Source organism: Haloarcula sp. NS06 (assembly GCF_051122755.1).
GTDB lineage: Archaea > Halobacteriota > Halobacteria > Halobacteriales > Haloarculaceae > Haloarcula.
In genome coordinates, this window is the sequence record NZ_CP184844.1 from 3,095,751 (window position 1) to 3,115,374 (window position 19,624).

Consider the following 19,624-nt stretch of genomic DNA (forward strand, 5'->3'; position numbering starts at 1 on the left):
CGCAAATAGACGGCGTCGTCTGGTGCCCGCACAGTGGTGTCATCAGAGTCACAAGATAAATGCCGCCTCCGCCTGATACATCGACAATGGTCCTCTCGGACGTTTTGCTTGCCCCCCTGGGACTGGCCGCCCTCCTCCTTGTGGTGCCGATCGTCGTGCTGTATCTCATTCGACCGGACCCGCAAGAACTCACCTTGCCGACGTTCCAGTTTCTCGTCGCCGGAGAACGCCAGCAGTCAGCGACGCCGTTTCTCGAACGGATCTCACGGAGCCTCCTACTGCTGTTGCAGGTGCTGGTCGTGCTAGTGCTCGCGGTCGGACTGGCGACACCGTATGTTACCGTCTCCGAGCGGGCGACGGTTGAAGAGACAGTCATCGTCGTCGACACGAGCGCGTCCATGCAGACCGACGCCGACGGCCAGACACGCTTCCAGCGGGCCGTCGCGGCCGCCCGAGAGGAGGTGACGGGGACGACCTCTATCGTCACTACGACCAACGGTGGCGAGGTAGTGCTCCAGCGCGGCACGCCGACAGCGGCCCAGGGAACGCTGGACGGACTCAGCCCAACGGATGCGCCGGGAGCGCTTAGCGGCGCTATCTCGCAGGCGGCTTCGCTGACCGGCGAAAACGCCAGAATCGTCGTTCTGAGTGACTTCGCTGGTGAGGAATGGACCACTGCGGTCACGACGGCTCGCGGGCGCGGGCTCTCCGTCGACCTCCAGCAGTTCGACGGCGGGGGCGACGGGAACGTTGGGTTCATTGACCGCCGGTTCTCCGGCTCGGCGGTGACGCTGTCGGTGAAAAACTACGGCGACTCGACTGTTACCCGGACTGTCCGGCTGGGGAACACCCAGCAAGAGCTCCAGCTTGGGCCCGACGACGTGGGTTCGGTGACGCTCCCAGTCCCGGCCGGCGGGAGCGAAGCCCGGCTTAGCCCGGGCGACAGTTTCGCGACGGATGATAGCGTCTACGTCGCCGCACCGGCGGACGCAGCCGTCGACGTGCTGGTGCTGACAAACGACCGGAACCGGTACCTGACTACCGCGCTGTCGGTCGTCGATCGGGTGAACGTGACGGTCAGGCAGCCGCCGACGACGATTCAGGGCGACTACGACGTCATTCTGTACAGCAACGTCGACCCGAACTCACTGCTCCCTGGCAACGTCGAGAGCGGGCGCGCGCTGGTCGAAGACGGTGGCGGCGTCGCGGTGCTGGCACAGGACAATCTCCCACAGCGGTACCAAAGCCTCCTCCTCATCGAACCCGGCGAGACTCGGACGGGCGCGACAGTCGGTCAAACGGCACAGACACAGCTCACCCGCGGCATCGACTTCCAGCCACCCGATGAGTACGTTTCGGGCTCGCTGCGCTCCGGGTCAGCACAGGTACAACTGAGCGACGGGACGCCGCTCATCGCGACTGAGGACCGGAGCGGTGGCCGCGTCATGTACTACGGCTACATGGAGGACCGGTCCAGCTTCAAGTTCAATTACCAGTACCCCGTGTTCTGGAAGCGCGCAGTGTACTACCTCGCGGACAGGGAACCGCTCCCGGCGCTGAACCACGAGACCGGCGAAACCGTCCGGTTCGGCAACACCACTGTCGAGGGGCCAGACGGGACCATCTCCGGGAACTCAGTCCCGCTCCAGCGGGCCGGTCTCTACCGGAGCGAAAGCCGGCAGGTGAGTGCGTCGCTGCTGGACGAGAGCGAGTCAAACACCAACGTCGAGGCACTCGACCAGCGCGCCGGGACGGCTGGGAACCTCACCCGGACCGAACGACGGTCGGTGCCACAGCCGTTGACCGAGTACTTCGCGCTAGCTGGGCTGGTACTCGCGCTGGCCGAAGTCGGCTATCTCCGCCGGCGGGGTGACCTCTGATGGCGGTCTCCTACACCCTCGCGGAGGGACTCACCGTCGGCGTCGAGCATCTGTGGCCGCTGGTGGTTCTGCCGGTCGCCGTCGGCCTCCTCGCGTATCTCATCCGGCGTGGCGACGGCGGGCCGCGGTCAGCCTCAAACCGGAGCCGCCGGCTCCTGCTGGCCAGCCGCGTGCTCATCGTCTGCCTGCTCGTCCTCGGCGCGATGGGACCGTACACCGTCCAGACCAGAGAGACGCCTGGCGAACCGGGCGTGACACTGCTGACAGATGACTCCGCGAGCATGGGTATCTATCCGAACACGACCGACGCGCTGGTACAGAGCATCGAGGCCGAGGGCGTCCCGGTGACGCGGGCGACAATCGGTAGCGGCTCGAACTCGCGGCTTGGCGACGGCGTGGCAGCGAACCTTCAAGAAAATGGGACGGTCGTCGTCGTCTCCGACGGTCGCGTCACGGAGGGACGGAGCCTCTCAATGGCCGCCGAGGACGCCACCGACCTCAACGCAACCGTCCACAGCGTCACTCCCCAGTCGCCACGCACCGAGCGCGCCGTGGCGATAGCCGGGCCGTCGACAGTGAGCCGCGGCGTCCAGTCGCAGTACACCGTCTCGATGCAGGGCGTGAGCGTCCTCGAGCCAGTGCCCGTCGAGGTGACCATCGACGGCGAGACAGTCACTGAGGGCGAACTCCAACCGAATGGGACGCTCACTGTCGACCACACGTTCGAGGCGCTCGGGTCACACCGGGTGACTGCGACGCTGTCTGGCGACGACGAGTACGCACGAAACGACGTGTTCTACAAGAGCGTCCGCGTTGTCGAGCAGCCCGACGTGCTGTACGTCTCACAGGGCGAGTATCCGCTGCGGGGCTATCTCGACTCGCTGTACAATGTCTCGACGGCCTCGTCGGTTCCGGCGGACCTCGATGACTACGCCGCCGTCGTCATGCAAGACACGCCGTCGGGCAATATGGGGAACACCACCGCACTGCAGGACTTCGTGATCAACGGCGGCGGGCTGGTCGTCGCGGGCGGCGACAACGCCTACGAGAACGGCGGCTACGAAACGTCGTCGGTGGGCTCGATGCTTCCGGTCCGCGTCGGGAACGCGACCGGCGGCGAGTCGAACATCGTCGTCCTCGTCGACGTGTCCGGCAGCGCCGAAAGCGGCCTCTCGATACAGAAAGCTGTCGCGCTTGACGTACTCGACCAGCTCGGCGACGAGAATCAGGTGGGTGTCGTCGCGTTCAACCAGAACGCGTACCGCGTCTCGGAGATGCAAGCACTCGGTCAGAACCGGGCGGAGACTGCCGATAAGATACGGCGGCTTGAAAGCGGTGGCGCGACGGATATCGCTGTCGGACTTCAGGGCGCCGACGAACTGCTGGGCGACCGCGAGGGGACGATCATCCTCCTCAGTGACGGCCAGGACCGGCTCGGCCCGCCGGCGGCCGTTGCCAACCAACTGGGCCGTGAGGGGACCCGCGTCGTCTCGGTCGGTGTCGGCAAGCGCGTCGGTGTCGCAACGATGCGCCAGATTGCCAGCGAGTCTGGCGGCTCGTACTTCGCGGCCGACGAAACCGAGCGGCTTCGGCTCCTCTTTGGCGGCTCATCGCGGCGCTATCAGGGTGAAAACCTCACCATTGTCACGGAAGACACGTTCATCACCTCGGGTGTGGAGCTGACAGCAAACCCCGGCCAAGCAAACAACGTTCAGGTCAAGCCCGGGGCAGACTATCAGGTCGCCACCGCGGACGGGAAGCCGGCCATCGCCTCCTGGCGGTTCGGGCTGGGCCGCGTGGTCTCTATCACCGCCTACGATTCGGATAACACGATGGGCGGCCTGCTCGACCGGCCGGACTCGCTGGTCGTCACAAAATCGGTCAACTACGCGGTGGGTGACCCCATGCGCACCCAGACCGGCGTCATAGCGGTCGGCGATGCCCGCGTCGGACGTCCAACGACGCTGACCTACCAAGGCGATAGCCGCCCGGACGCGGCGAATATCTCCTTCCGTCAGGTCGGCGACGGCCGGTATCGCGGCGAGTTCACGCCCAGAGAATCGGGGTATCAGACGGCACTCGACACCGAATACGCGGCGAACTACCCAGTCGAATACGCTTCCTTCGGCCCGAGTGAGAGCCTTGAAGCGCTCGTCGAAACGACGGGCGGGCAGACATTCAGCCCAGACCAGGGCGAGCAGATAGCCAGTGAGGCACGCCAAAAATCTGCCCGGGTCCGCACCGTTCGGGACACTTGGGACTGGATTGCCCTGCTCGGTGCACTCTTGCTGTTCACCGGCGAGGTGGTCGCCCGGCGTATTCAAGTATACCGCGGCCGGACCTCTCTGGAGAGTGGTCTCCCGTGAGCGCAATCGGTCGTCGGATCAACCTCGGACTCGTGGCGTTTGTCGTCCTCTCGATGGTCGGTACCGGCGGAACAACGGTGCTGTATCAGGACTCCGCGAGCGAACTGCGCTCGCAGAACCAGGAGCTCCGCCAACAAAACGCCGACCTCCGGGAGAATCTGGACGACACCAGAGGTGAGCTGGAATCTACACAGACCCGCGTTGAGGAACTCGAAGACCAGCTAGAGACGCGATCTGAGGACGTCGATCAGGTCGCGACCAACCTGAACCAGACAGAGGAGCAGTTGAACGCCACGGAGAGCCAGCTAGCAGAGACCCGGCGGTCGCTCCGCGAGAGCGAGGACCGCGTCGAGGAGCTGGAGGGGGCGGTCGATGACCTACAGGATGAGCGCGACACGCTCGAGAACGAAGTCGATGACCTTGAGTCGACAATCAACGACCTCGAAGGCGAGAATGAAGACCTTGAGGAGCAGGTATCAGACCTCAACACAGAGATTGATAATCTAGAAAATGAGATTGACGACCTCAACCAAGAGATCGATACTCTCGAATCGGAGAACCAGGAACTCAGGAACCGGCTCAACCGGGCCTGTAACGCGCTGGACAACACGAACGAGACCTCCAGCGCCTGCGAGGGAGTCTGACCATGAAAGACGAAGTCGCATCCGACACGTCTGGAACAGCCGGCAGCGAGAGTGAGGCAACGTCTATGGGAGACTCCGGTAGGTCAGACTCGCGCCGTCGGATGGCGAGCGCGCTCGACGAGATCAGACGCGAGGGCAAGAAAGCGGCGTTCGTCTACGCCGTCGTCGACGCGGTGCTGGTCTTTCTTCTGGCGAACATCCTCCTGACTGTCCTTTCGCCGGCCGAACTCCCGACACAGGTGTCGGTTCCCACGGCGGTGACGGACCCGGTCGGGGCGGCTGTCGGCCGCTCGATACCGGAGCTGTCCTTCCCCACGGGCGCAGTTGTCGGCATGGTCGTCGGAGTGTGCTGGCTCATCGGCGAGTATCTGTACCGAGTCCGTCAGCCGCTCGTCGAGCAGTTCGAGGCGGCGAACGCGAACGTCACTGACGCGCTCCGAACGGCGCGGGATGCGGTAGAAGACGGAGCCGAAACGCGGATGGCGGGCCGGCTCTACGAGGACGTCCTTGATGGGCTGAAACAGAGTTCAAGCGTCGCCCTTGTCGATAGCCGGCGACTGCTCGGGACGCTCGTCGTTGTTATTCTGCTGAGCCTGGCGACAGTACAGGTAGCCGTCGTCGACATCGGCTTGCTCGACCGCGGCACAGTCGAAACGGAATCGCCAAACGACCGTCCCCGCGAGTACGAGGGGCTCGAAGACGGCGACGCGATACTCGGTGACAGTGAGGACGTGCAGGCGGGCGACGAGAACCTTACCGCTGAGATCGATTCGACGGGTGGCGACGAGGAAATCGACCGGAGTCAGTCGTTCCCGTCGTCGGACACCGGGGGGCCGGGGAGCGGCAGTGGCACAGTCGACAGCCAGCAGGCCGGGTTCGCCGGCCAGGAAGACGTTGAGGACGCGGACCTCATCCGCGAGTACAATCTCAGGATTCGAGATCAGGACACAGACGACGAGGACACCGACCCATGAGCCCAGAGCAAGACATCGACGAACTACAGCAGAAGATCGCGAACGCACGTGAACAGATCAGCACCCGGATCGTCGGCCAGGAGGAGGTACTGGAGCAACTGCTCATCTGTATCCTGGCCGACGGTAACGCCCTGCTCGAATCGAACCCAGGGCTGGGAAAGACGACAATGGTCCGGACCGTCGCAGAGGTGACTGACCTCCAGTTTTCCCGGATTCAGAACACCCCGGACCTGATGCCCTCCGATATCACGGGAACCGAGATCATCCGCGAGACCGACAGCGGGCGTGAGTTCGTCTTCGAGAAAGGGCCGGTGTTCGCCAACGTGGTACTGGCCGACGAGATCAACCGGGCGACGCCGAAGACACAGGCCGCCCTGCTGGAGGCGATGCAGGAGAAACAGGTGACTGCCGCGGGCGAGACCTACGAACTGCCGCGCCCCTTCTTCATTCTGGCCACCCAGAACCCAATCGACCAGTCGGGAACCTATGCGCTCCCGGAGGCCCAGACCGACCGCTTCATGCTGAAGCTGCTGGTCGACTACCCCGACTACGACGAGGAGCGGACCATCGTCGACATGTACACCGCCGGCGCGGAACAGGTCCCCGTCGAGCGCTCGCTGACCCGCTCGGAAATTCAGGAGATCCAGCAGCTGGTCCGCGAGATGCCTATCGCGGATGACCTGCGGGACCGAGCAGTCCAGCTCGTCCGCCGGACGCGCGAGGCCGACGACATTGAGTTCGGGGCCAGCCCGCGGGCGAGCATGGCGCTCGTTCAGACAGCGAAGGCCCGGGCGTTCCTCCACGGCCGCTCGCACGTCACCGGCGAGGACATCGAGGCGCTGGCCGCGCCCGTCCTCCGCCACCGGATTATCGTGGACTTCCGGGCTGAGCGAGAGGGACGGACGGCTGACGACCTCATCGCGGCCCTGCTGGAATGAGGCACCCAGTGACCGCGGTTCAGTCGGCGGCGGGCCAACGAGAGCGGGGGGACAGCTGTGACTATCGAGCCGGACTTTCTGGACGAACTCGGCCGGTTCACCGCGGCACTGAACCGCCAGACGACCTCGATTCGACAGGGCGATCAGGAGTCCCCGCGGGTCGGGGAAGGGCTCACGTTCAGCGACTACCGGCGCTACTCGCCGGGGGACGACACGCGGCGTATCGACTGGAAGCTGTTCGCCCGGACGGAGGAGTATTTCATCAAGCAGTACGAGGAAGAGCGAAGCCTGACCGTCCACCTGCTTGTCGACACGAGCGCGTCGATGGACTACGGCGACGCGGCGAGTCACAAGTTCGAGTACGCTGCCAAGCTCGGGCTCGGCTTCGCCTACCTCACCGCGGAGGAGAACAACGACTTCCAGTTCTGTACCCTCCGTGACCGGGTGAACCGAATTGATACCGGCCAGTCGAACCGCGGCGAACTCCTCTCGCTTATCGACCAGTTGAACGAGCTGACGCCCGACGGGACGGCTGATTTCGAATCCGCGCTGGAGGCGTACGCCGAACGCATTCGCTCGCGCTCGCTCGTCGTCGTGTTCAGTGACTGCTTGGCCGACCCGGAGACGCTCGAATCCGGTATCGCCGCGCTCGCACGCAACGACGCCGACGTGCTGCTGGTCCGCGTGGTTGCTCCGGCGGAACGAGACCCCGGCGTCGTCGGTGACGTCCTGTTCGCCGACCCGGAAAGCGATGAGACACGCCGGTCGTACTTCAGCGGCTCGCTGGCAGAAACGTACCAGTCGCGGCTCGACGCCCACATTGATTCGGTTTCGAACCGCGTGACTGCACTGGGTGCGGACCACGTGCTAGTCGAAACCGGTGCAGACTACTTCGACTCGTTCGCGAGCATCTGGCTGCAGTAGCCAGACGGCGACAGGGTCGGCTTACTCTGCGAGGATGTGTGCCGGCAGGTCATCGCGGATGATCGTATCGCAGTACTCACACCGGACGCCGTCGTCGCCGACGGCAAAGCGTGAGTCGACTGGTTCGTTCTCGGTCGTGATGCAGTTGTGGTTCGGGCATTCGAGGACACCCTCAACGACCGACGGCCGCTCGACGCGGCCTTTTTCGACGACCTCGTAGTCACGAATGATGTTGATCGTCGCCGCGGGCGCAATGAGCGAGAGGACGTCGACCTCGTTTTGAGAAAGTTCGCGGCCCTCAACCTTGACCACGTCCTTGTGGCCCAGGCGGTCCGAGGGCATATTCATCGCGACGGAAACGGAGTCGCCGCTGGTGCCGTCGATGCCGAGAATTGCCAGGACGTTCAACGCCTGTCCGCCCGCAATGTGGTCGATGACGGTTCCGTTCTGAATCTTCGAGACACGGAGTTGCTGGTCGTTGTCGCTCATTGGTCGCCTCCAAGCATCAGGTCGAGCAGCGCCATCCGTACGGGAACGCCGTTGTGGGCCTGCTGGAAGTACTGTGCGTGGGTGGTCTCGTCGACGTCGTGGGCAATCTCGTCGACGCGCGGGAGCGGATGCATCACGGTCAAGTCGTCTTTGGCCGCCGCAAGCGTGTTGGCGTCGATCTGGTACTGGCCGGCGACTTCACGATACTCGCTCTCATCTGGGAACCGCTCAGCCTGGATGCGTGTCACGTAGAGCACGTCCAGTTCCGGGAGTATGTCGTCAAGTTCGGTGTGTTCGCGGATGCCCGCGCCGGCCTCGTGGAGGTCGTATCGAACCGACCGTGGAAGCTGGAGCGACTCCGGGCTAATGAAGTGCTGGCTGGCGTCGACGGTCGTGAGTGCGTGGGCCAGCGAGTGGACGGTTCGTCCGTACTTCAGGTCGCCCATGATGCCGATAGTCAAGTCGTCGAAGCCCGCGTTCTCACGGATCGTGTAGAGGTCAAGCAGCGTCTGTGTCGGGTGCTGGCCGGCCCCGTCGCCGGCGTTGACGAGCGGCACGTCGACGAACTCGCTCGCCATTTTCGCGGAGCCCTCCATCGGGTGCCGGAGCACGAGCGCGTCGGTATACCCCTCAACGACGCGGACAGTGTCGGCTAGTGACTCGCCTTTTTTCACGCTTGAGGACTCGACAGAGCCCATGTCGACGATGTCGCCGCCGAGGCGTTTCATCGCCGTTGTGAAGCTCATCTTTGTCCGGGTACTCGGCTCGAAAAAGAGGAGGCCAAGCAGCGTGTCGCTGTGCCGGTCCGCGAACGCTCCCGGGTCAGCCGCGATGTCAGCCGCGTGGTCGAGCACCGTCTCGATGTCGCCCCGCGAGAGTTGTTTCGCGCTGATGATGTGGTCGTGCCGCATTTCACTCGATACCGCGCTCCGGACGCTCTTGAATCCCCCGACACGGGAATTGAACAGTCACGTACATCATCAGGTTCGGCTTCAAGAGCAGCGGCACTGGGTTCGAAAGCGGGGTCAGAAGGCGCGTAGCGGTCGTAATAACAGAACGAGGCGACTCGTCAGGGATTGCTCTGCCAGACATCGACGCGGGGCTCGGTGTACGCCTTGCCGACGATGTCCGGGATGCCGTCACCGTCAAGGTCGACGACCTTCGCCTCGTGGGTAGGGATACCGGTGTTCAGTTCTTTCTGCTCGAAATTCCCCGCGCCGTCGTTGTGGAACACGAGCTGTCGCGGTTCATGTCCTTCCTCCAGACCCATTTCCGCGACGAAGATGTCAGGACTGCCGTCGCCGTCGAAGTCCGCCACGTCGAGGCTATGTGGGTTCGAGAGGTCGTCGTGCAGCAGGGTCAGGTCCCACTCGGGCGGGTCGAACACGCCCAGCCTGGCCGGACGGTCGTCGAGATACGGCTCGTCACCCTCGACGAGGATTATCTCCAAGTCGCCGTCGCCGTCGACGTCCTCGATAGCGACACGAGTACACTGCCAGTCCTCGACGATTGGTTCCCGGTCCCACCCGTCTGCTGTCCGGTGGAAGACGTTGGGGCCGGCGACGATTTCGACCTCGCCGTCCCCGTCGGCATCCTCGACTGCGACACCCTCGACATCGAGGTCTTCGGCGACGACGTGTCGGTTCGCCACCGGCCACGGTTCGCTCGTTGGGTCCTCAGGAATATCGTAGTAGAACACCGTCTTGGACTCCTGAGACAGTCCGACGACCTCGTTCTGTCCGTCGCCGTCCACGTCCGCCACCGCGGTGTCGTGATACTTCTCGAAGTCGTCGGTTATGAGCCGACGCGTCCACTGTTCTCTCGGATCGTTCGGTATCTCGAACCACCACAGTTTGTGCTGGTGGATGTTCTGGCCGGCAACCATATCCGGTCGGCCGTTCCCCGTGATGTCGCCGAGCGAGCCGCCGACAGAGAGTTCCGGTGCACTGGCAACGTCGTGGCGCTCCCAGCCGGGGTTTTCATACCAGAACACGTTCGTCTGGAGCCAGCGGGCCAGCGGCCCCATGCCGAACACGGACAGCAAGTCGACTGACTTGTCGACGAGTGGGAACTGGACCTCGTGCTTGTCGCCAAGCGCCCCGACAACGACGTCCGGTCGACCATTTCCCGTGAGGTCGGTCGTGAGACAGAAGCTCATCGTACTCGCCGGCGGCGACGCTTCGATGCGCTCGTGGTGTAGGTTCATGTCCCAGCCCTTCGGGTACATCGGTATTGTTATAGCCGGGCTAACACCGACCGACAGCGGTCACAGTCTCGAACTATGCCCGGCAACGGAACCCAGCGTGTAAGAGTAGGCAACAGCCAACGACGTAAGTCAGACCTTCCGGCCCAGTTTTGCGGTCACTGTTCGTGATTCATAGTACAAGGGTTCAAAACCGATAGACAGGCCACACTCACTATGCTCGCAATCGCTGGCGGCAAGGGTGGCTGTGGCAAAACGACCATCGCCCTCGGGCTCGGTCAGGCACTGGGGACGCCCACCAAGCGGTCGTTGGTCGTAGACACCGATCGCGATATGCCGAACCTCCACCGTCGCGCTGGGGTCACTCCGACACCCGGAATCGCTGATATCACAACCTCGGCTGAGCCGACCACAATTGCCAAGCCCGCCATGACCGTCGAAAACGTCGAGGTGCTTCCCTGTCAGAGCGCAACCGAAGCCGCTGTTGACAATGCCATCGACAGCCTGTCCCGACGTGCTTGCCCTGTAGTACTCGACTGTCCGGCCGGCGCTGGCCCGGACGCCGCGCGGCCGCTACGGGCGGCTGACAGGACAGTACTCGTGAGTGCACCAACCCGCCAGAGCCTCACCGACACAGCCAAGACCGCGGCGATGGCCCGTGCGCTTGATGCACCGCCGGCGCTCACGGTCCTTGTTGGCAGTGACGGGTCCGTGGACCCATCGGACCTGCTGTCCTGCTCGGAAACAATTCACGTGCCGTCGGTGTCGAAGCCACTGGAATCGGACCGGGCGGCAGCAAAATACGTCGAGATGGCGAACGTTCTCGCCAAGCGGAATACTTAATCTCGTGGGAAAATAAGTTCTCAGTGGTATGGCCAACCGGTTGCGAACGGGGATCGATGTCCTCGACAGAAAACTCGATGGTGGCATCCCTGCAGGGAGCATCGTCGTGCTCTCTGCCCAGCCGGCTAGCCAGGCGGAACTGTTCCTCTACGAACTTACCGCCACGCGCGGGACGCTGTGGCTGTCGCTCGACCGGACCGCCGAATCAGTCATTGCAAGCATTGAGCAGACGCCGGCTAACACCGGGGACCCGACGGTACGGCACATTTCCGGTGAGGCGCCCCTCGACAACGCCGGCAAGCTCGTCTCGGCGCTGCCGGAGACATCGAACCTCATCGTCGACCCACTCGACGTGCTGGAAGCTCAGGAGCCACACTCGCGCTTTCGCGCGTTCATGAACGACTTGCAGAACCACATCGTCAACACTGGGAGCCTCGCTATTGTCCACTGTCTCGATGGCCGTGACGTGCCACCGCTCCGGGATACGACCGAGCACTTCGCTGACGTGGTGTTCCAGCTCAACACCACAACGAACGGTGATGAGGTCGAAAACCGGCTCGCGATTCCGAAGTTCCGCGGCGGGCGCGCCCCCACCGACATCATCAAGCTCAATCTCGTCGAAGAGGTCAGCATCGATACGAGCCGCGACATCGCCTGAGTCTATTCGCCGCCGGGCCGTGGCTCTCTGTCCGTCGAGCCGAACTCAGTGCCGACGAGTATCAACAAGAATAGTCCGAGACCAACGCCGACGCCTGCTGCCAATCCTGCGCCGGTGCTTCCAGTCAGCACGACCGTGCCGACGCCAAACGCAATTCCCGGCGGGAGCGCGAGCAGTGACGGGTACACCAACGACACTCGCATGCGTAGTGATGACGTGTCGTGCGTATAACGGTTCTCCCGTATTGGCCGTCAGAAAGTGGCAGTCGCTACCGCCTAGAACGGTAAAACCGCCCGCTACCGCTCGATACCGCAACCCCATTCGCTGTCGCTCAGCACCGTAGAACCGCTCGCGTGCTCGCTGTGCAGTTACTCTTCGGCGCCTTCGATCTCTTCGACGATCTCTTCGGCGTCAACGTCGGCATCTTCCAGCGCATCTTCGATGTCAGCGCCGCCGGCACCGCCCATGCCGCCCATCATGCCGGGCATGCCCATGCCGCCGCCACCGATCTCTTCCTGCACGATGATGCGGTCAATATCGAGTAGCTGCGTGAGCTGCTGGGCGATCTGCTGCTTGCCCATCATCCACTGCTGGTTCATCGTCAACTGCGGCGTCGCCTCGATGTAGAGCGTTTCCTTCTCGACTTCGACGGTTTCGTATTCGGGCTCGGACTCTTCGTCTTCGTCGTCCTCGCTCTCGACGACCTGTTCTTCTTCGACGGTGTCGGTCTCGAACCACACGTCGAGCTCCATGTCGAGCATCATCTGGATGATGCCCTGTGCCTTCTCCTCGCGGTCCGTGACCTCTTCGAGGACTTCGTAGTCGTACTCGACGTCCTCTCCGGCCAGCGGGTGGTTGAAGTCCACTCGCGCGCGGCCGCCAATGATGGTCTCGACGTGGCCGTGTTCGCCCTCAAGGTCGACGTGTGCGCCAGGGTAGCGGTCGTCCTCAGGGATCTTGTCTTTCGAGACCGTCCGGACCTCTTCCTCGTCGTACTCGCCGAAGGCGTCGGCAGCCGCGACGGTCACGTCGCCCTCGTCGCCGACCTCCTTGCCGTAGATGTCCTGCTCAACATCCGGGAAGATGTGGTTCTCGCCCAGCACGATGGTGCGCGGGCCGAACTCCTGCTGTTCGGTGTCGATACCGTCGTCTTCGGCGACTTCTTCGTCGGTCGTGTCGACAAGCTGGCCGCCGTCGACGGTGCGGGCGGTGTAGGCGAGCTTGACGACATCGCCTTTCTGAAGTCCCTCCGCCTGTTCTTCTTCGTCTGCGGTCTCCTCGTCTACGTCAGTCTCAGACTCGTTGCTCATACCCTGTTCGTCAGTCGTGGCACTCTTAAGGACAACGTTTCCCGGTCAGCAGCGATCGAAAGACTTCCGAAGTGACCAGCTAGTACTCGCTCTCTGCCAGCAGTCGGTCAAACTTCTCTCGGTCGATATTCCGTCCCGAAATGGGGAGAACGACTGTCTCGCCCCGTAGTTCGTCACCAGCCTGAAGCGCTGCGGCGACAGCGGTCGCACAGGCCCCTTCCATGACGATGCGGTCTGTCTCGAACAGGCGTGCCACGGCGTCGGTAATGGCGTCTTCGGATACGAGCCGGAAATCGGCAAGTCCCGACTGCAGGATTTCGGTCGGGAGCGCGAACGGAACCCGGGTTGCGACGCCCTCGGCAATGGTGTCGACGCTGTCGAGAGCCTCCAGCGTCTCGTCCTGCCAAGCGTGGTACACCGCGGGCGCGCCAGCGGCCTGCACGCCGACGACAGCGGCGTCGGTCATCGCCCCGAGCGTGACGCAGTACCCGGCTGCGGCGGTACCGCCACCGACAGGACAGAACACGCGGTCAACGTCGGGTCGTTCATCGAGGATTTCGAGGCCTGCTGTGCCGACGCCGGCGAGCAACTTCGGTTCGTTACCCGAGTGGACGTAGCGCGCCGCACGCTGGGTCGCCAAGTCCTCGATGTGTTCGCGGGCCTCGTCGTAGTCTTCCCCGTACTGGATAACTTCTGCACCGAGTTGCTCCAACGCATCGACCTTTCCTGCATTGGCTTCTTCGGGGACACCGATGGTGACTGGTATGCCGAACTCGCGGCCAGCCCACGCGATAGACTGCCCGTGGTTCCCCGTGCTCGCAGCGAGCAGTCCAGCGTCGTGGAACTCCTCGTCAAGGGACGCAACGAGGTTCACGCCACCACGGACTTTGAACGCGCCAGTCGGGAGCGTGTCCTCGCGCTTGAGCAAGACATCTGCGTCGAGGGCTTCTGAGAGGGCTTCGCTGCGGACCAAGGGTGTCTCTGGAAGATGCTGTCGGATGCGTTGCCGGGCGCGCGCGACCGTTGCAACTGTCGGCGGTGTCAGGTCGTGATACGGAAAGAGGGTCGTCTCATCCGGGGAGTCGATCGGTTCGTAGCGACCGGCCATACTACTACCCGGGAGAGCGGACACAGTAAAGGGCGCGGTCGACGGGAGCGTTTTTCAGCAGCCCGGCCCAGCCCCACAGTATGTACGAAGTCGAGGTGAAAGTGCCAGCGGATATCGAGGCTGTCGCGGAGCGACTCGACGAACTCGGATCCGAGCAGGTCGATACGGTGATACAGACGGACACGTACTACGATGCGCCCCACCGGGATTTCGCTGAGACAGACGAGGCGTTCCGGGTTCGCCGTGAAACCAGAAAAGGAGTAACGAACGCGAAAGTCACCTACAAGGGGCCACTCCTCGAAGCAGAGTCGAAGAGCCGAGAAGAGTTCGAAACGGGCGTCGAGGACGGCGACGAAATCAGCACTATCGTCCAGCACCTCGGCTTCGAGCCCGCGGCGACAGTCCGGAAGAACCGCCGAGTCTACGAAGTTCGAGAGTACGACGTCACGCTCGACGCTGTCGACGATGTCGGCGAGTTCGTCGAAGTCGAGCGCGAAACCAACGGCGATATCGAACCCGTCCGAGAAGAAGCCTACGAGGTGCTTCAGGACCTCGGTCTGAACCCCAACGACCAGCAGCGGACCTCCTATCTCGGCATGCTACTTAGCGATGCGAACGAGTAATCATTCCGTTATTATCTGTTCCCGTAAGTTATAGAACCCGGCCAGACGAAGTCGAGGCAATGACCGAGCGGAACATCCACGTCCAACCTGCGAGCGGGCTTGCCGTAGAAGATCAGGACATCGAAGTCGTAGAGCGCAAGGGTATCGGCCATCCAGACTCCATCTGTGACGGCATCGCGGAGACAGTGTCGCGTGCGCTGGCACAGACGTACATTGACCGGTTCGGTACAGTCTTGCACTATAACACAGACGAGACACAGCTTGTCGCCGGCACTGCCGCCCCCGCGTACGGCGGCGGCGAAGTGCTTGAGCCGATCTACATCCTGGTCGTCGGCCGAGCGACAAAGAAGTTCGACGGCGAACGCATCCCGGCTGAAAGTATCGCCCTCCGGGCCGCACGCGACTACCTCGACGAGCAATTCCCCCACCTCGATCTCGGCTCCGATGTCATCGTCGACGTTCAGTTCGGCGAAGGGTCGGGCGACCTCCAGACCGTGTTCGGCGAGGAAGCAGCAATTCCGATGGCGAACGATACCAGCTACGGCGTCGGCCACGCTCCGCTAACCGAAACTGAACAGATCGTCCGCAACACCGAACAGCGATTGACCGGCGAATACGCAGAGTCCAACCCAGTCGTCGGCCAAGACGTGAAGGTGATGGGCAAACGCGAAGGCGACCACATCGACGTGACCGTGGCCGTTGCGATGGTTGATGAACACGTTCCGGACCTCGATGCGTACAAAACCGCAGTTTCGGACGTTCAGGCGTTCGTCACCGATCTCGCCGAGGAGTACACTGACCGGGACGTAACGGTCCACGTCAACACGGCCGACGACTACGACGCCGAGTCCATCTATCTCACCACCACCGGGACCAGTGCCGAGCAAGGCGATGACGGCTCTGTCGGGCGCGGGAATCGCGCGAACGGCCTTATTACCCCGAACCGCCCGATGAGCATGGAAGCAACATCGGGGAAGAACCCCGTCAACCACATCGGGAAGATCTACAATCTCCTCTCGACAGCTATCGCACAGTCCGTCGCAAATGAGGTCGACGGCATCCGACAGGTCCAGATGCGTCTGCTCTCACAGATCGGGTCACCGATTGACGAGCCCCACGTCGCCGACGCGACAGTAATCACAGAAGACGGTATCGCGGTCGGCGATGTTGAATCTGACATTCAGGCCACAATCGACGACGAACTGGCCGACGTGACCGACATCACGCGGCAGGTCATTGAGGGCGACCTCTCGACGTTCTAAGACACCGAGGCGACACCCCTTTACTCACCGATAGTCAACTCGCGGGTATGCATCCGTCAGACGCCGACAGCGTGCTCGTTCGCCACGGAGAACTCGGCGTCAAGAGCGACCAAGTCCGTCGAAAGATGGAGCAGCAGCTGGCGGACAATCTCCGCGCAATGTTCGACGCGCGCGGCTTGTCAGGAGACATTGAACAGCGCCGGAACCGACTGTTTATCCACACTGACCAACCAGAGGGTGTGACCGCAGCCGCGGCCGACACGTTTGGCGTCACCTCCGCCTCGGCGGTCACGACCATCGAACCGACGCTGTCTGCAATCGAAGCGGCACTGGCCGCAACCACGCGAGAACAGTACGATGGTGGCGCTTTCGCTGTCAACGCTCGCCGGGCGGGGCCGGCGGACGCACATCCCTTTTCGAGTACAGACATCGAATCCGACGGCGGGACCGCCGTCTGGGAGGCAATCGATGAACTGGGCGGCGATCCCGCTGTCGACCTCGACGACCCCGATTTCGAACTGTTCGTCGAGTGTCGCGCGGACGAGGCGTACGTCTTCTGTGAGAAACGTTCGGGCCCGGGCGGACTCCCGCTCGGAACTCAGCGGCCCGTTGTCGCCCTCATCAGTGGTGGTATCGACTCGCCTGTCGCCGCCTGGAAGCTCATGAAACGCGGCGCACCTGTGATTCCAGTCTACGTCGACCTCGGTGACTACGGTGGCCCCGACCACCGGGCGCGAGCCGTTTCGACCGTCAAAACGCTTGCCTCGTACGCTCCCGGGCACGACCTGTCCATCAACGTCGTTGACGCCGGTGACGTCGTCACCGACCTCTCGAAAAATCTCGGGGCGCTTCGAATGCTCGTGCTCCGCCGGTTCATGCTCACAGTCGCCGAGGGTATCGCGCACAACTGCGACGCTGTCGGCATCGTCACCGGCGAAGCTATCGGGCAGAAATCCAGCCAGACGAGCGCGAACATTGCCGTCACCGATGCCGCGACCACACTCCCGGTGCACCGACCGAACCTCACCGTCGACAAGTCCGACATAACCAATCATGCGCGAACTATCGGGACCTTTGAGGACTCGACAATCGACACCGGTTGCAACCGTGTCGCACCATCGCACCCGGAAACCAATGCCACGCTAGAAGCGGTCCGGGCGGCCGAACCCGACGGCCTGTTCGAGCGCGCCGAAGCCTGTGTTCAGGACCGCACTGTCGTCCCCATCGAAAGCTAAATTTCCGGGGCGGGCCAGGATTGAGTCATGACGCAGGTCTGTCTCGTCGGGAGCGACGACGTGAACCTTCGATACGAACTCCTCTCTCGCGAGACTGCGCGGAACGCACTTGCCACCTACGACCTGCAGGAACCGTTCGCGAATACCGTCGCCATCGACACCGTGAGCCTCGGAGCGGCAGTGGCGCTGCTCAACGACTTGAACTGGTATCTCGTCCGCTTCGCGAACGCCGCATTCGTTCGGGATCCATCGATTAGTGAGACTGAGTGGCTCTCTCGGAACCTCGCCGCGGCGATACGGGACGATGACATTGCGCCCGAAGACACCGGGCGCTTCCTCAAGGTGTACGGTATCGTCGAGCCGGACAGGACCAGCGACGCTGACGATGAAACCCAGACCGAAGAAGTGTCAACACTCGACACGAAGGCGATGGAAGCCGATGGCCCACCGGAACTGGTCGAGCCGATGCTCCTGACACGGACTGGCAACACGATTCCCGAGTACGATCTTCAAGACGTGGATGAAACGCTCATCGTTAGAGTGACCGAGTCGGAGTTCGGTGCCTGACCCGGGTTACGCTGCGCGCAAAACAGACCGGTTTCAGTCGAACATTCCGGTCGACATATACCGCTCGCCGCTGTCCCAGTAGACTGTGACGACGAGCGGGTCGTCAACGTCGTCCGCGACGAGTTGCTCAGCTACCTCTCTTGCCGCGAGGTTCGACGCACCCGAGGACTGGCCGACGAGGATGCCCTCCTCGTGGGCGAGTCGCCGGCATTCGTCTTCTGCATCCGGGAGTTCGACTGTCAGCACGTCGTCTAGCAGATCGGTATCGAGATTGTCACTGACGAACCCCGGCCCCATTCCCTGGAAGCTGTCTTCACCAGTACCCGGGTCCATCCCCGAAAGTACAGCGTTGTCCGCCGGCTCGACCGCGACGATATCCATCTCGGGGAACGCCTCACGCAACCGACGGCCGGTCCCAGTGAGTGTGCCACCAGTGCCGACGCCCGCGACCAGCGCGTCGACGGTCCGGTCGCCCACCTGTTCGAGTATCTCCTCACCCGTCGTCTCGTAGTGCGCTGTCGGGTTCGCCGAGTTCTCGAACTGCCGGAGCTGGACGTAGTCGTCGCGCTCGCAGAGTTCGTTTGCGCGCTCTTTCGCGTCGGAGATATCGCCCTCAACTAGTTCGATATCCGCACCGTAAGCCTTCATTATCTGTCGGCGCTCCGGCGACTTGGAGGACGGCATCACTAGCACCACGTCGTACCCCTTCGTCGCTCCAACCATCGCCATCCCGATACCGGTGTTGCCACTCGTCGGTTCGACGAGCGTATCACCCGGTTCGAGCATGCCGTTCCGCTCAGCGGAGTCAATCATGTACTTCGCCGGTCGGTCCTTCGCGGACCCCCCGGGATTGAACGACTCGATTTTCGCTGCAACAGTTGCCCCCTCCGGTGCGCGAACCGAGACCAGCGGGGACCCGATCGTATCGAGAATAGAGTCTTTCATCGCCGCCGGCTACGCGGCCCCGACTTAAACGCCTACTGAAGGTCTCAAACGGTTCGCGGACTTCCGAGACGTGGCAGCTCTTTCCAGCGTCGACACCCTCTCACGTGAACATGTTGATGTCATCAACTGGCAGCACCGAGTAATCGACAGACAGCGTGTCTTTCGTGGCACGGACTTTGCCGACAAATGCGGAAATGTCATCTAGCTGTCCCTCCAGCACGAATAGTTCCATACAGTACCGGTCGCCGACGTGACTGTGGAAGTTCGACGCGACGATGGACTCGTGGTCGTGACGGAGATGCATCATTTTCTCCTCAACGGTTGTCGTCTCGTAGTCGAACAACACAGTGACGATCGCCATCAGTTCGCGGTCCTCCAGCCGCTTGTCCTCGAACTCCCCCATCAGATTCCGGACCGCTTCCCGAACGACCTCGCTGCGACCCGTGTACCCGTGTTCGTCGGCGAACGTGTCGATTCGCTCCTCCAGTTCGTCCGGCATCGAGATACTAACAACGCCCATGTATTAACTCGGCGCCGTTGGAGTATTAATAGTTCATATCCGCCCGCACAGACTGGAATCACCCCGGATAGCGCTACCGCTAGCTCGTATCTTGTAAACGACCGGCTTGCTGTGCTGATAGCTATGATCTGTATA

Annotated in this window: 20 protein-coding genes; 12 read left to right on the plus strand and 8 right to left on the minus strand. The window is 62.7% G+C overall.

Annotation, left to right across the window (positions count from 1 at the left end; genetic code table 11):
- The first annotated feature begins 86 nt into the window (after window positions 1-86).
- The 6 genes from ACODNH_RS19735 to ACODNH_RS19760 all read left to right on the plus strand — a co-directional run bounded on the left by ACODNH_RS19735 (window position 87) and on the right by ACODNH_RS19760 (window position 7,726).
- Window positions 87-1,880 (plus strand): vWA domain-containing protein, encoded by a 1,794-nt coding sequence (locus ACODNH_RS19735; protein ID WP_434530918.1) that lies wholly within the window; start codon window positions 87-89, stop codon window positions 1,878-1,880.
- On the plus strand, window positions 1,880-4,246 hold the full coding sequence (locus ACODNH_RS19740) for a VWA domain-containing protein (RefSeq protein WP_434530919.1): 2,367 nt from the start codon (window positions 1,880-1,882) through the stop codon (window positions 4,244-4,246). The genes ACODNH_RS19735 and ACODNH_RS19740 overlap by 1 nt, the downstream gene beginning before the upstream one ends.
- Entirely contained in the window at window positions 4,243-4,890 is a 648-nt protein-coding gene (locus ACODNH_RS19745) for a chromosome partitioning protein (protein WP_434530920.1), read from the plus strand. The genes ACODNH_RS19740 and ACODNH_RS19745 overlap by 4 nt, the downstream gene beginning before the upstream one ends.
- A gap of 65 nt (window positions 4,891-4,955) precedes the next feature.
- Window positions 4,956-5,864 (plus strand): DUF7502 family protein, encoded by a 909-nt coding sequence (locus tag ACODNH_RS19750; RefSeq protein ID WP_306707507.1) that lies wholly within the window; start codon window positions 4,956-4,958, stop codon window positions 5,862-5,864.
- Window positions 5,861-6,802, plus strand: coding sequence for an AAA family ATPase (locus ACODNH_RS19755; protein WP_306707391.1), 942 nt, complete (start codon window positions 5,861-5,863; stop codon window positions 6,800-6,802). Before ACODNH_RS19750 ends, ACODNH_RS19755 begins: the two co-directional genes overlap by 4 nt.
- A 57-nt stretch (window positions 6,803-6,859) precedes the next feature.
- On the plus strand, window positions 6,860-7,726 hold the full coding sequence (locus ACODNH_RS19760; protein WP_434530921.1) for a DUF58 domain-containing protein: 867 nt from the start codon (window positions 6,860-6,862) through the stop codon (window positions 7,724-7,726).
- Window positions 7,727-7,747: 21 nt separating this feature from the next.
- Here the strand turns inward: ACODNH_RS19760 and pyrI are convergent, their stop codons facing one another.
- The 3 genes from pyrI to ACODNH_RS19775 form a co-directional block, all read right to left on the minus strand.
- A complete protein-coding gene (pyrI, locus tag ACODNH_RS19765; protein ID WP_004960695.1) occupies window positions 7,748-8,215 on the minus strand; it encodes an aspartate carbamoyltransferase regulatory subunit in 468 nt (155 codons plus the stop codon).
- The gene (gene pyrB / locus ACODNH_RS19770) at window positions 8,212-9,126 is read right to left on the minus strand and encodes an aspartate carbamoyltransferase (protein ID WP_434530922.1); all 915 of its coding nucleotides are present in this window, start codon (window positions 9,124-9,126) and stop codon (window positions 8,212-8,214) included. The genes pyrI and pyrB overlap by 4 nt, the downstream gene beginning before the upstream one ends.
- 158 nt (window positions 9,127-9,284) lie before the next feature.
- The gene (locus ACODNH_RS19775; protein ID WP_434530923.1) at window positions 9,285-10,442 is read right to left on the minus strand and encodes an FG-GAP repeat domain-containing protein; all 1,158 of its coding nucleotides are present in this window, start codon (window positions 10,440-10,442) and stop codon (window positions 9,285-9,287) included.
- A 192-nt stretch (window positions 10,443-10,634) separates the two neighbouring features.
- On the opposite strand from ACODNH_RS19775, the gene ACODNH_RS19780 reads away from it, so the two are divergent.
- The gene (locus ACODNH_RS19780) at window positions 10,635-11,261 is read left to right on the plus strand and encodes a MinD/ParA family ATP-binding protein (protein WP_434530924.1); all 627 of its coding nucleotides are present in this window, start codon (window positions 10,635-10,637) and stop codon (window positions 11,259-11,261) included.
- Window positions 11,262-11,289: 28 nt separating this feature from the next.
- Window positions 11,290-11,919 carry an RAD55 family ATPase gene (locus tag ACODNH_RS19785; RefSeq protein WP_004960685.1) on the plus strand — a complete coding sequence of 210 codons (630 nt, stop codon included), beginning with the start codon at window positions 11,290-11,292 and terminating at the stop codon, window positions 11,917-11,919.
- Between the two features lie 2 nt (window positions 11,920-11,921).
- Here ACODNH_RS19785 and ACODNH_RS19790 read toward each other — a convergent pair whose 3' ends face one another.
- The 3 genes from ACODNH_RS19790 to ACODNH_RS19800 form a co-directional block, all read right to left on the minus strand.
- Window positions 11,922-12,122 (minus strand): hypothetical protein, encoded by a 201-nt coding sequence (locus ACODNH_RS19790; RefSeq protein WP_004960683.1) that lies wholly within the window; start codon window positions 12,120-12,122, stop codon window positions 11,922-11,924.
- 165 nt (window positions 12,123-12,287) lie between these two features.
- Window positions 12,288-13,229 carry an FKBP-type peptidyl-prolyl cis-trans isomerase gene (locus ACODNH_RS19795; RefSeq protein ID WP_306707403.1) on the minus strand — a complete coding sequence of 314 codons (942 nt, stop codon included), beginning with the start codon at window positions 13,227-13,229 and terminating at the stop codon, window positions 12,288-12,290.
- A gap of 79 nt (window positions 13,230-13,308) precedes the next feature.
- Window positions 13,309-14,337, minus strand: coding sequence for a threonine ammonia-lyase (locus tag ACODNH_RS19800; RefSeq protein ID WP_306707404.1), 1,029 nt, complete (start codon window positions 14,335-14,337; stop codon window positions 13,309-13,311).
- 80 nt (window positions 14,338-14,417) lie between these two features.
- On the opposite strand from ACODNH_RS19800, the gene cyaB reads away from it, so the two are divergent.
- From cyaB to ACODNH_RS19820, 4 genes are read left to right on the plus strand one after another with little or no spacing between them, the layout of a single operon-like run.
- Window positions 14,418-14,960, plus strand: a complete 543-nt coding sequence (gene cyaB / locus ACODNH_RS19805; RefSeq protein ID WP_306707406.1) for a class IV adenylate cyclase — start codon at window positions 14,418-14,420, stop codon at window positions 14,958-14,960.
- A gap of 59 nt (window positions 14,961-15,019) precedes the next feature.
- Complete coding sequence (locus ACODNH_RS19810; protein WP_306707408.1) at window positions 15,020-16,222, plus strand: methionine adenosyltransferase; 1,203 nt, start codon at window positions 15,020-15,022, stop codon at window positions 16,220-16,222.
- Window positions 16,223-16,269: 47 nt separating this feature from the next.
- Window positions 16,270-17,457, plus strand: coding sequence for a tRNA sulfurtransferase (locus tag ACODNH_RS19815; protein ID WP_306707410.1), 1,188 nt, complete (start codon window positions 16,270-16,272; stop codon window positions 17,455-17,457).
- A 27-nt stretch (window positions 17,458-17,484) separates the two neighbouring features.
- Entirely contained in the window at window positions 17,485-18,024 is a 540-nt protein-coding gene (locus ACODNH_RS19820) for a DUF5804 family protein (protein WP_306707412.1), read from the plus strand.
- Window positions 18,025-18,057: 33 nt separating this feature from the next.
- Here the strand turns inward: ACODNH_RS19820 and ACODNH_RS19825 are convergent, their stop codons facing one another.
- Both ACODNH_RS19825 and ACODNH_RS19830 read right to left on the minus strand, forming a co-directional pair.
- The gene (locus ACODNH_RS19825; protein ID WP_306707414.1) at window positions 18,058-18,969 is read right to left on the minus strand and encodes a PLP-dependent cysteine synthase family protein; all 912 of its coding nucleotides are present in this window, start codon (window positions 18,967-18,969) and stop codon (window positions 18,058-18,060) included.
- Between the two features lie 100 nt (window positions 18,970-19,069).
- Complete coding sequence (locus tag ACODNH_RS19830; protein WP_306707416.1) at window positions 19,070-19,489, minus strand: CopG family ribbon-helix-helix protein; 420 nt, start codon at window positions 19,487-19,489, stop codon at window positions 19,070-19,072.
- Between the last annotated feature and the right edge of the window lie 135 nt (window positions 19,490-19,624).

Bases quoted from the DNA above. Each gene is read 5' to 3' on its own strand.
- ACODNH_RS19735 (WP_434530918.1), top strand. From the start codon at position 87: ATGGTCCTCTCGGACGTTTTGCTTGCCCCCCTGGGACTGGCCGCCCTC.
- ACODNH_RS19740 (WP_434530919.1), top strand. From the start codon at position 1,880: ATGGCGGTCTCCTACACCCTCGCGGAGGGACTCACCGTCGGCGTCGAG.
- ACODNH_RS19750 (WP_306707507.1), top strand. From the start codon at position 4,956: ATGGGAGACTCCGGTAGGTCAGACTCGCGCCGTCGGATGGCGAGCGCG.
- ACODNH_RS19755 (WP_306707391.1), top strand. From the start codon at position 5,861: ATGAGCCCAGAGCAAGACATCGACGAACTACAGCAGAAGATCGCGAAC.
- pyrI (WP_004960695.1), bottom strand. From the start codon at position 8,215: ATGAGCGACAACGACCAGCAACTCCGTGTCTCGAAGATTCAGAACGGA.
- pyrB (WP_434530922.1), bottom strand. From the start codon at position 9,126: ATGCGGCACGACCACATCATCAGCGCGAAACAACTCTCGCGGGGCGAC.
- ACODNH_RS19775 (WP_434530923.1), bottom strand. From the start codon at position 10,442: ATGTACCCGAAGGGCTGGGACATGAACCTACACCACGAGCGCATCGAA.
- ACODNH_RS19780 (WP_434530924.1), top strand. From the start codon at position 10,635: ATGCTCGCAATCGCTGGCGGCAAGGGTGGCTGTGGCAAAACGACCATC.
- ACODNH_RS19785 (WP_004960685.1), top strand. From the start codon at position 11,290: ATGGCCAACCGGTTGCGAACGGGGATCGATGTCCTCGACAGAAAACTC.
- ACODNH_RS19790 (WP_004960683.1), bottom strand. From the start codon at position 12,122: ATGCGAGTGTCGTTGGTGTACCCGTCACTGCTCGCGCTCCCGCCGGGA.
- ACODNH_RS19795 (WP_306707403.1), bottom strand. From the start codon at position 13,229: ATGAGCAACGAGTCTGAGACTGACGTAGACGAGGAGACCGCAGACGAA.
- ACODNH_RS19800 (WP_306707404.1), bottom strand. From the start codon at position 14,337: ATGGCCGGTCGCTACGAACCGATCGACTCCCCGGATGAGACGACCCTC.
- cyaB (WP_306707406.1), top strand. From the start codon at position 14,418: ATGTACGAAGTCGAGGTGAAAGTGCCAGCGGATATCGAGGCTGTCGCG.
- ACODNH_RS19810 (WP_306707408.1), top strand. From the start codon at position 15,020: ATGACCGAGCGGAACATCCACGTCCAACCTGCGAGCGGGCTTGCCGTA.
- ACODNH_RS19815 (WP_306707410.1), top strand. From the start codon at position 16,270: ATGCATCCGTCAGACGCCGACAGCGTGCTCGTTCGCCACGGAGAACTC.
- ACODNH_RS19820 (WP_306707412.1), top strand. From the start codon at position 17,485: ATGACGCAGGTCTGTCTCGTCGGGAGCGACGACGTGAACCTTCGATAC.
- ACODNH_RS19825 (WP_306707414.1), bottom strand. From the start codon at position 18,969: ATGAAAGACTCTATTCTCGATACGATCGGGTCCCCGCTGGTCTCGGTT.
- ACODNH_RS19830 (WP_306707416.1), bottom strand. From the start codon at position 19,489: ATGGGCGTTGTTAGTATCTCGATGCCGGACGAACTGGAGGAGCGAATC.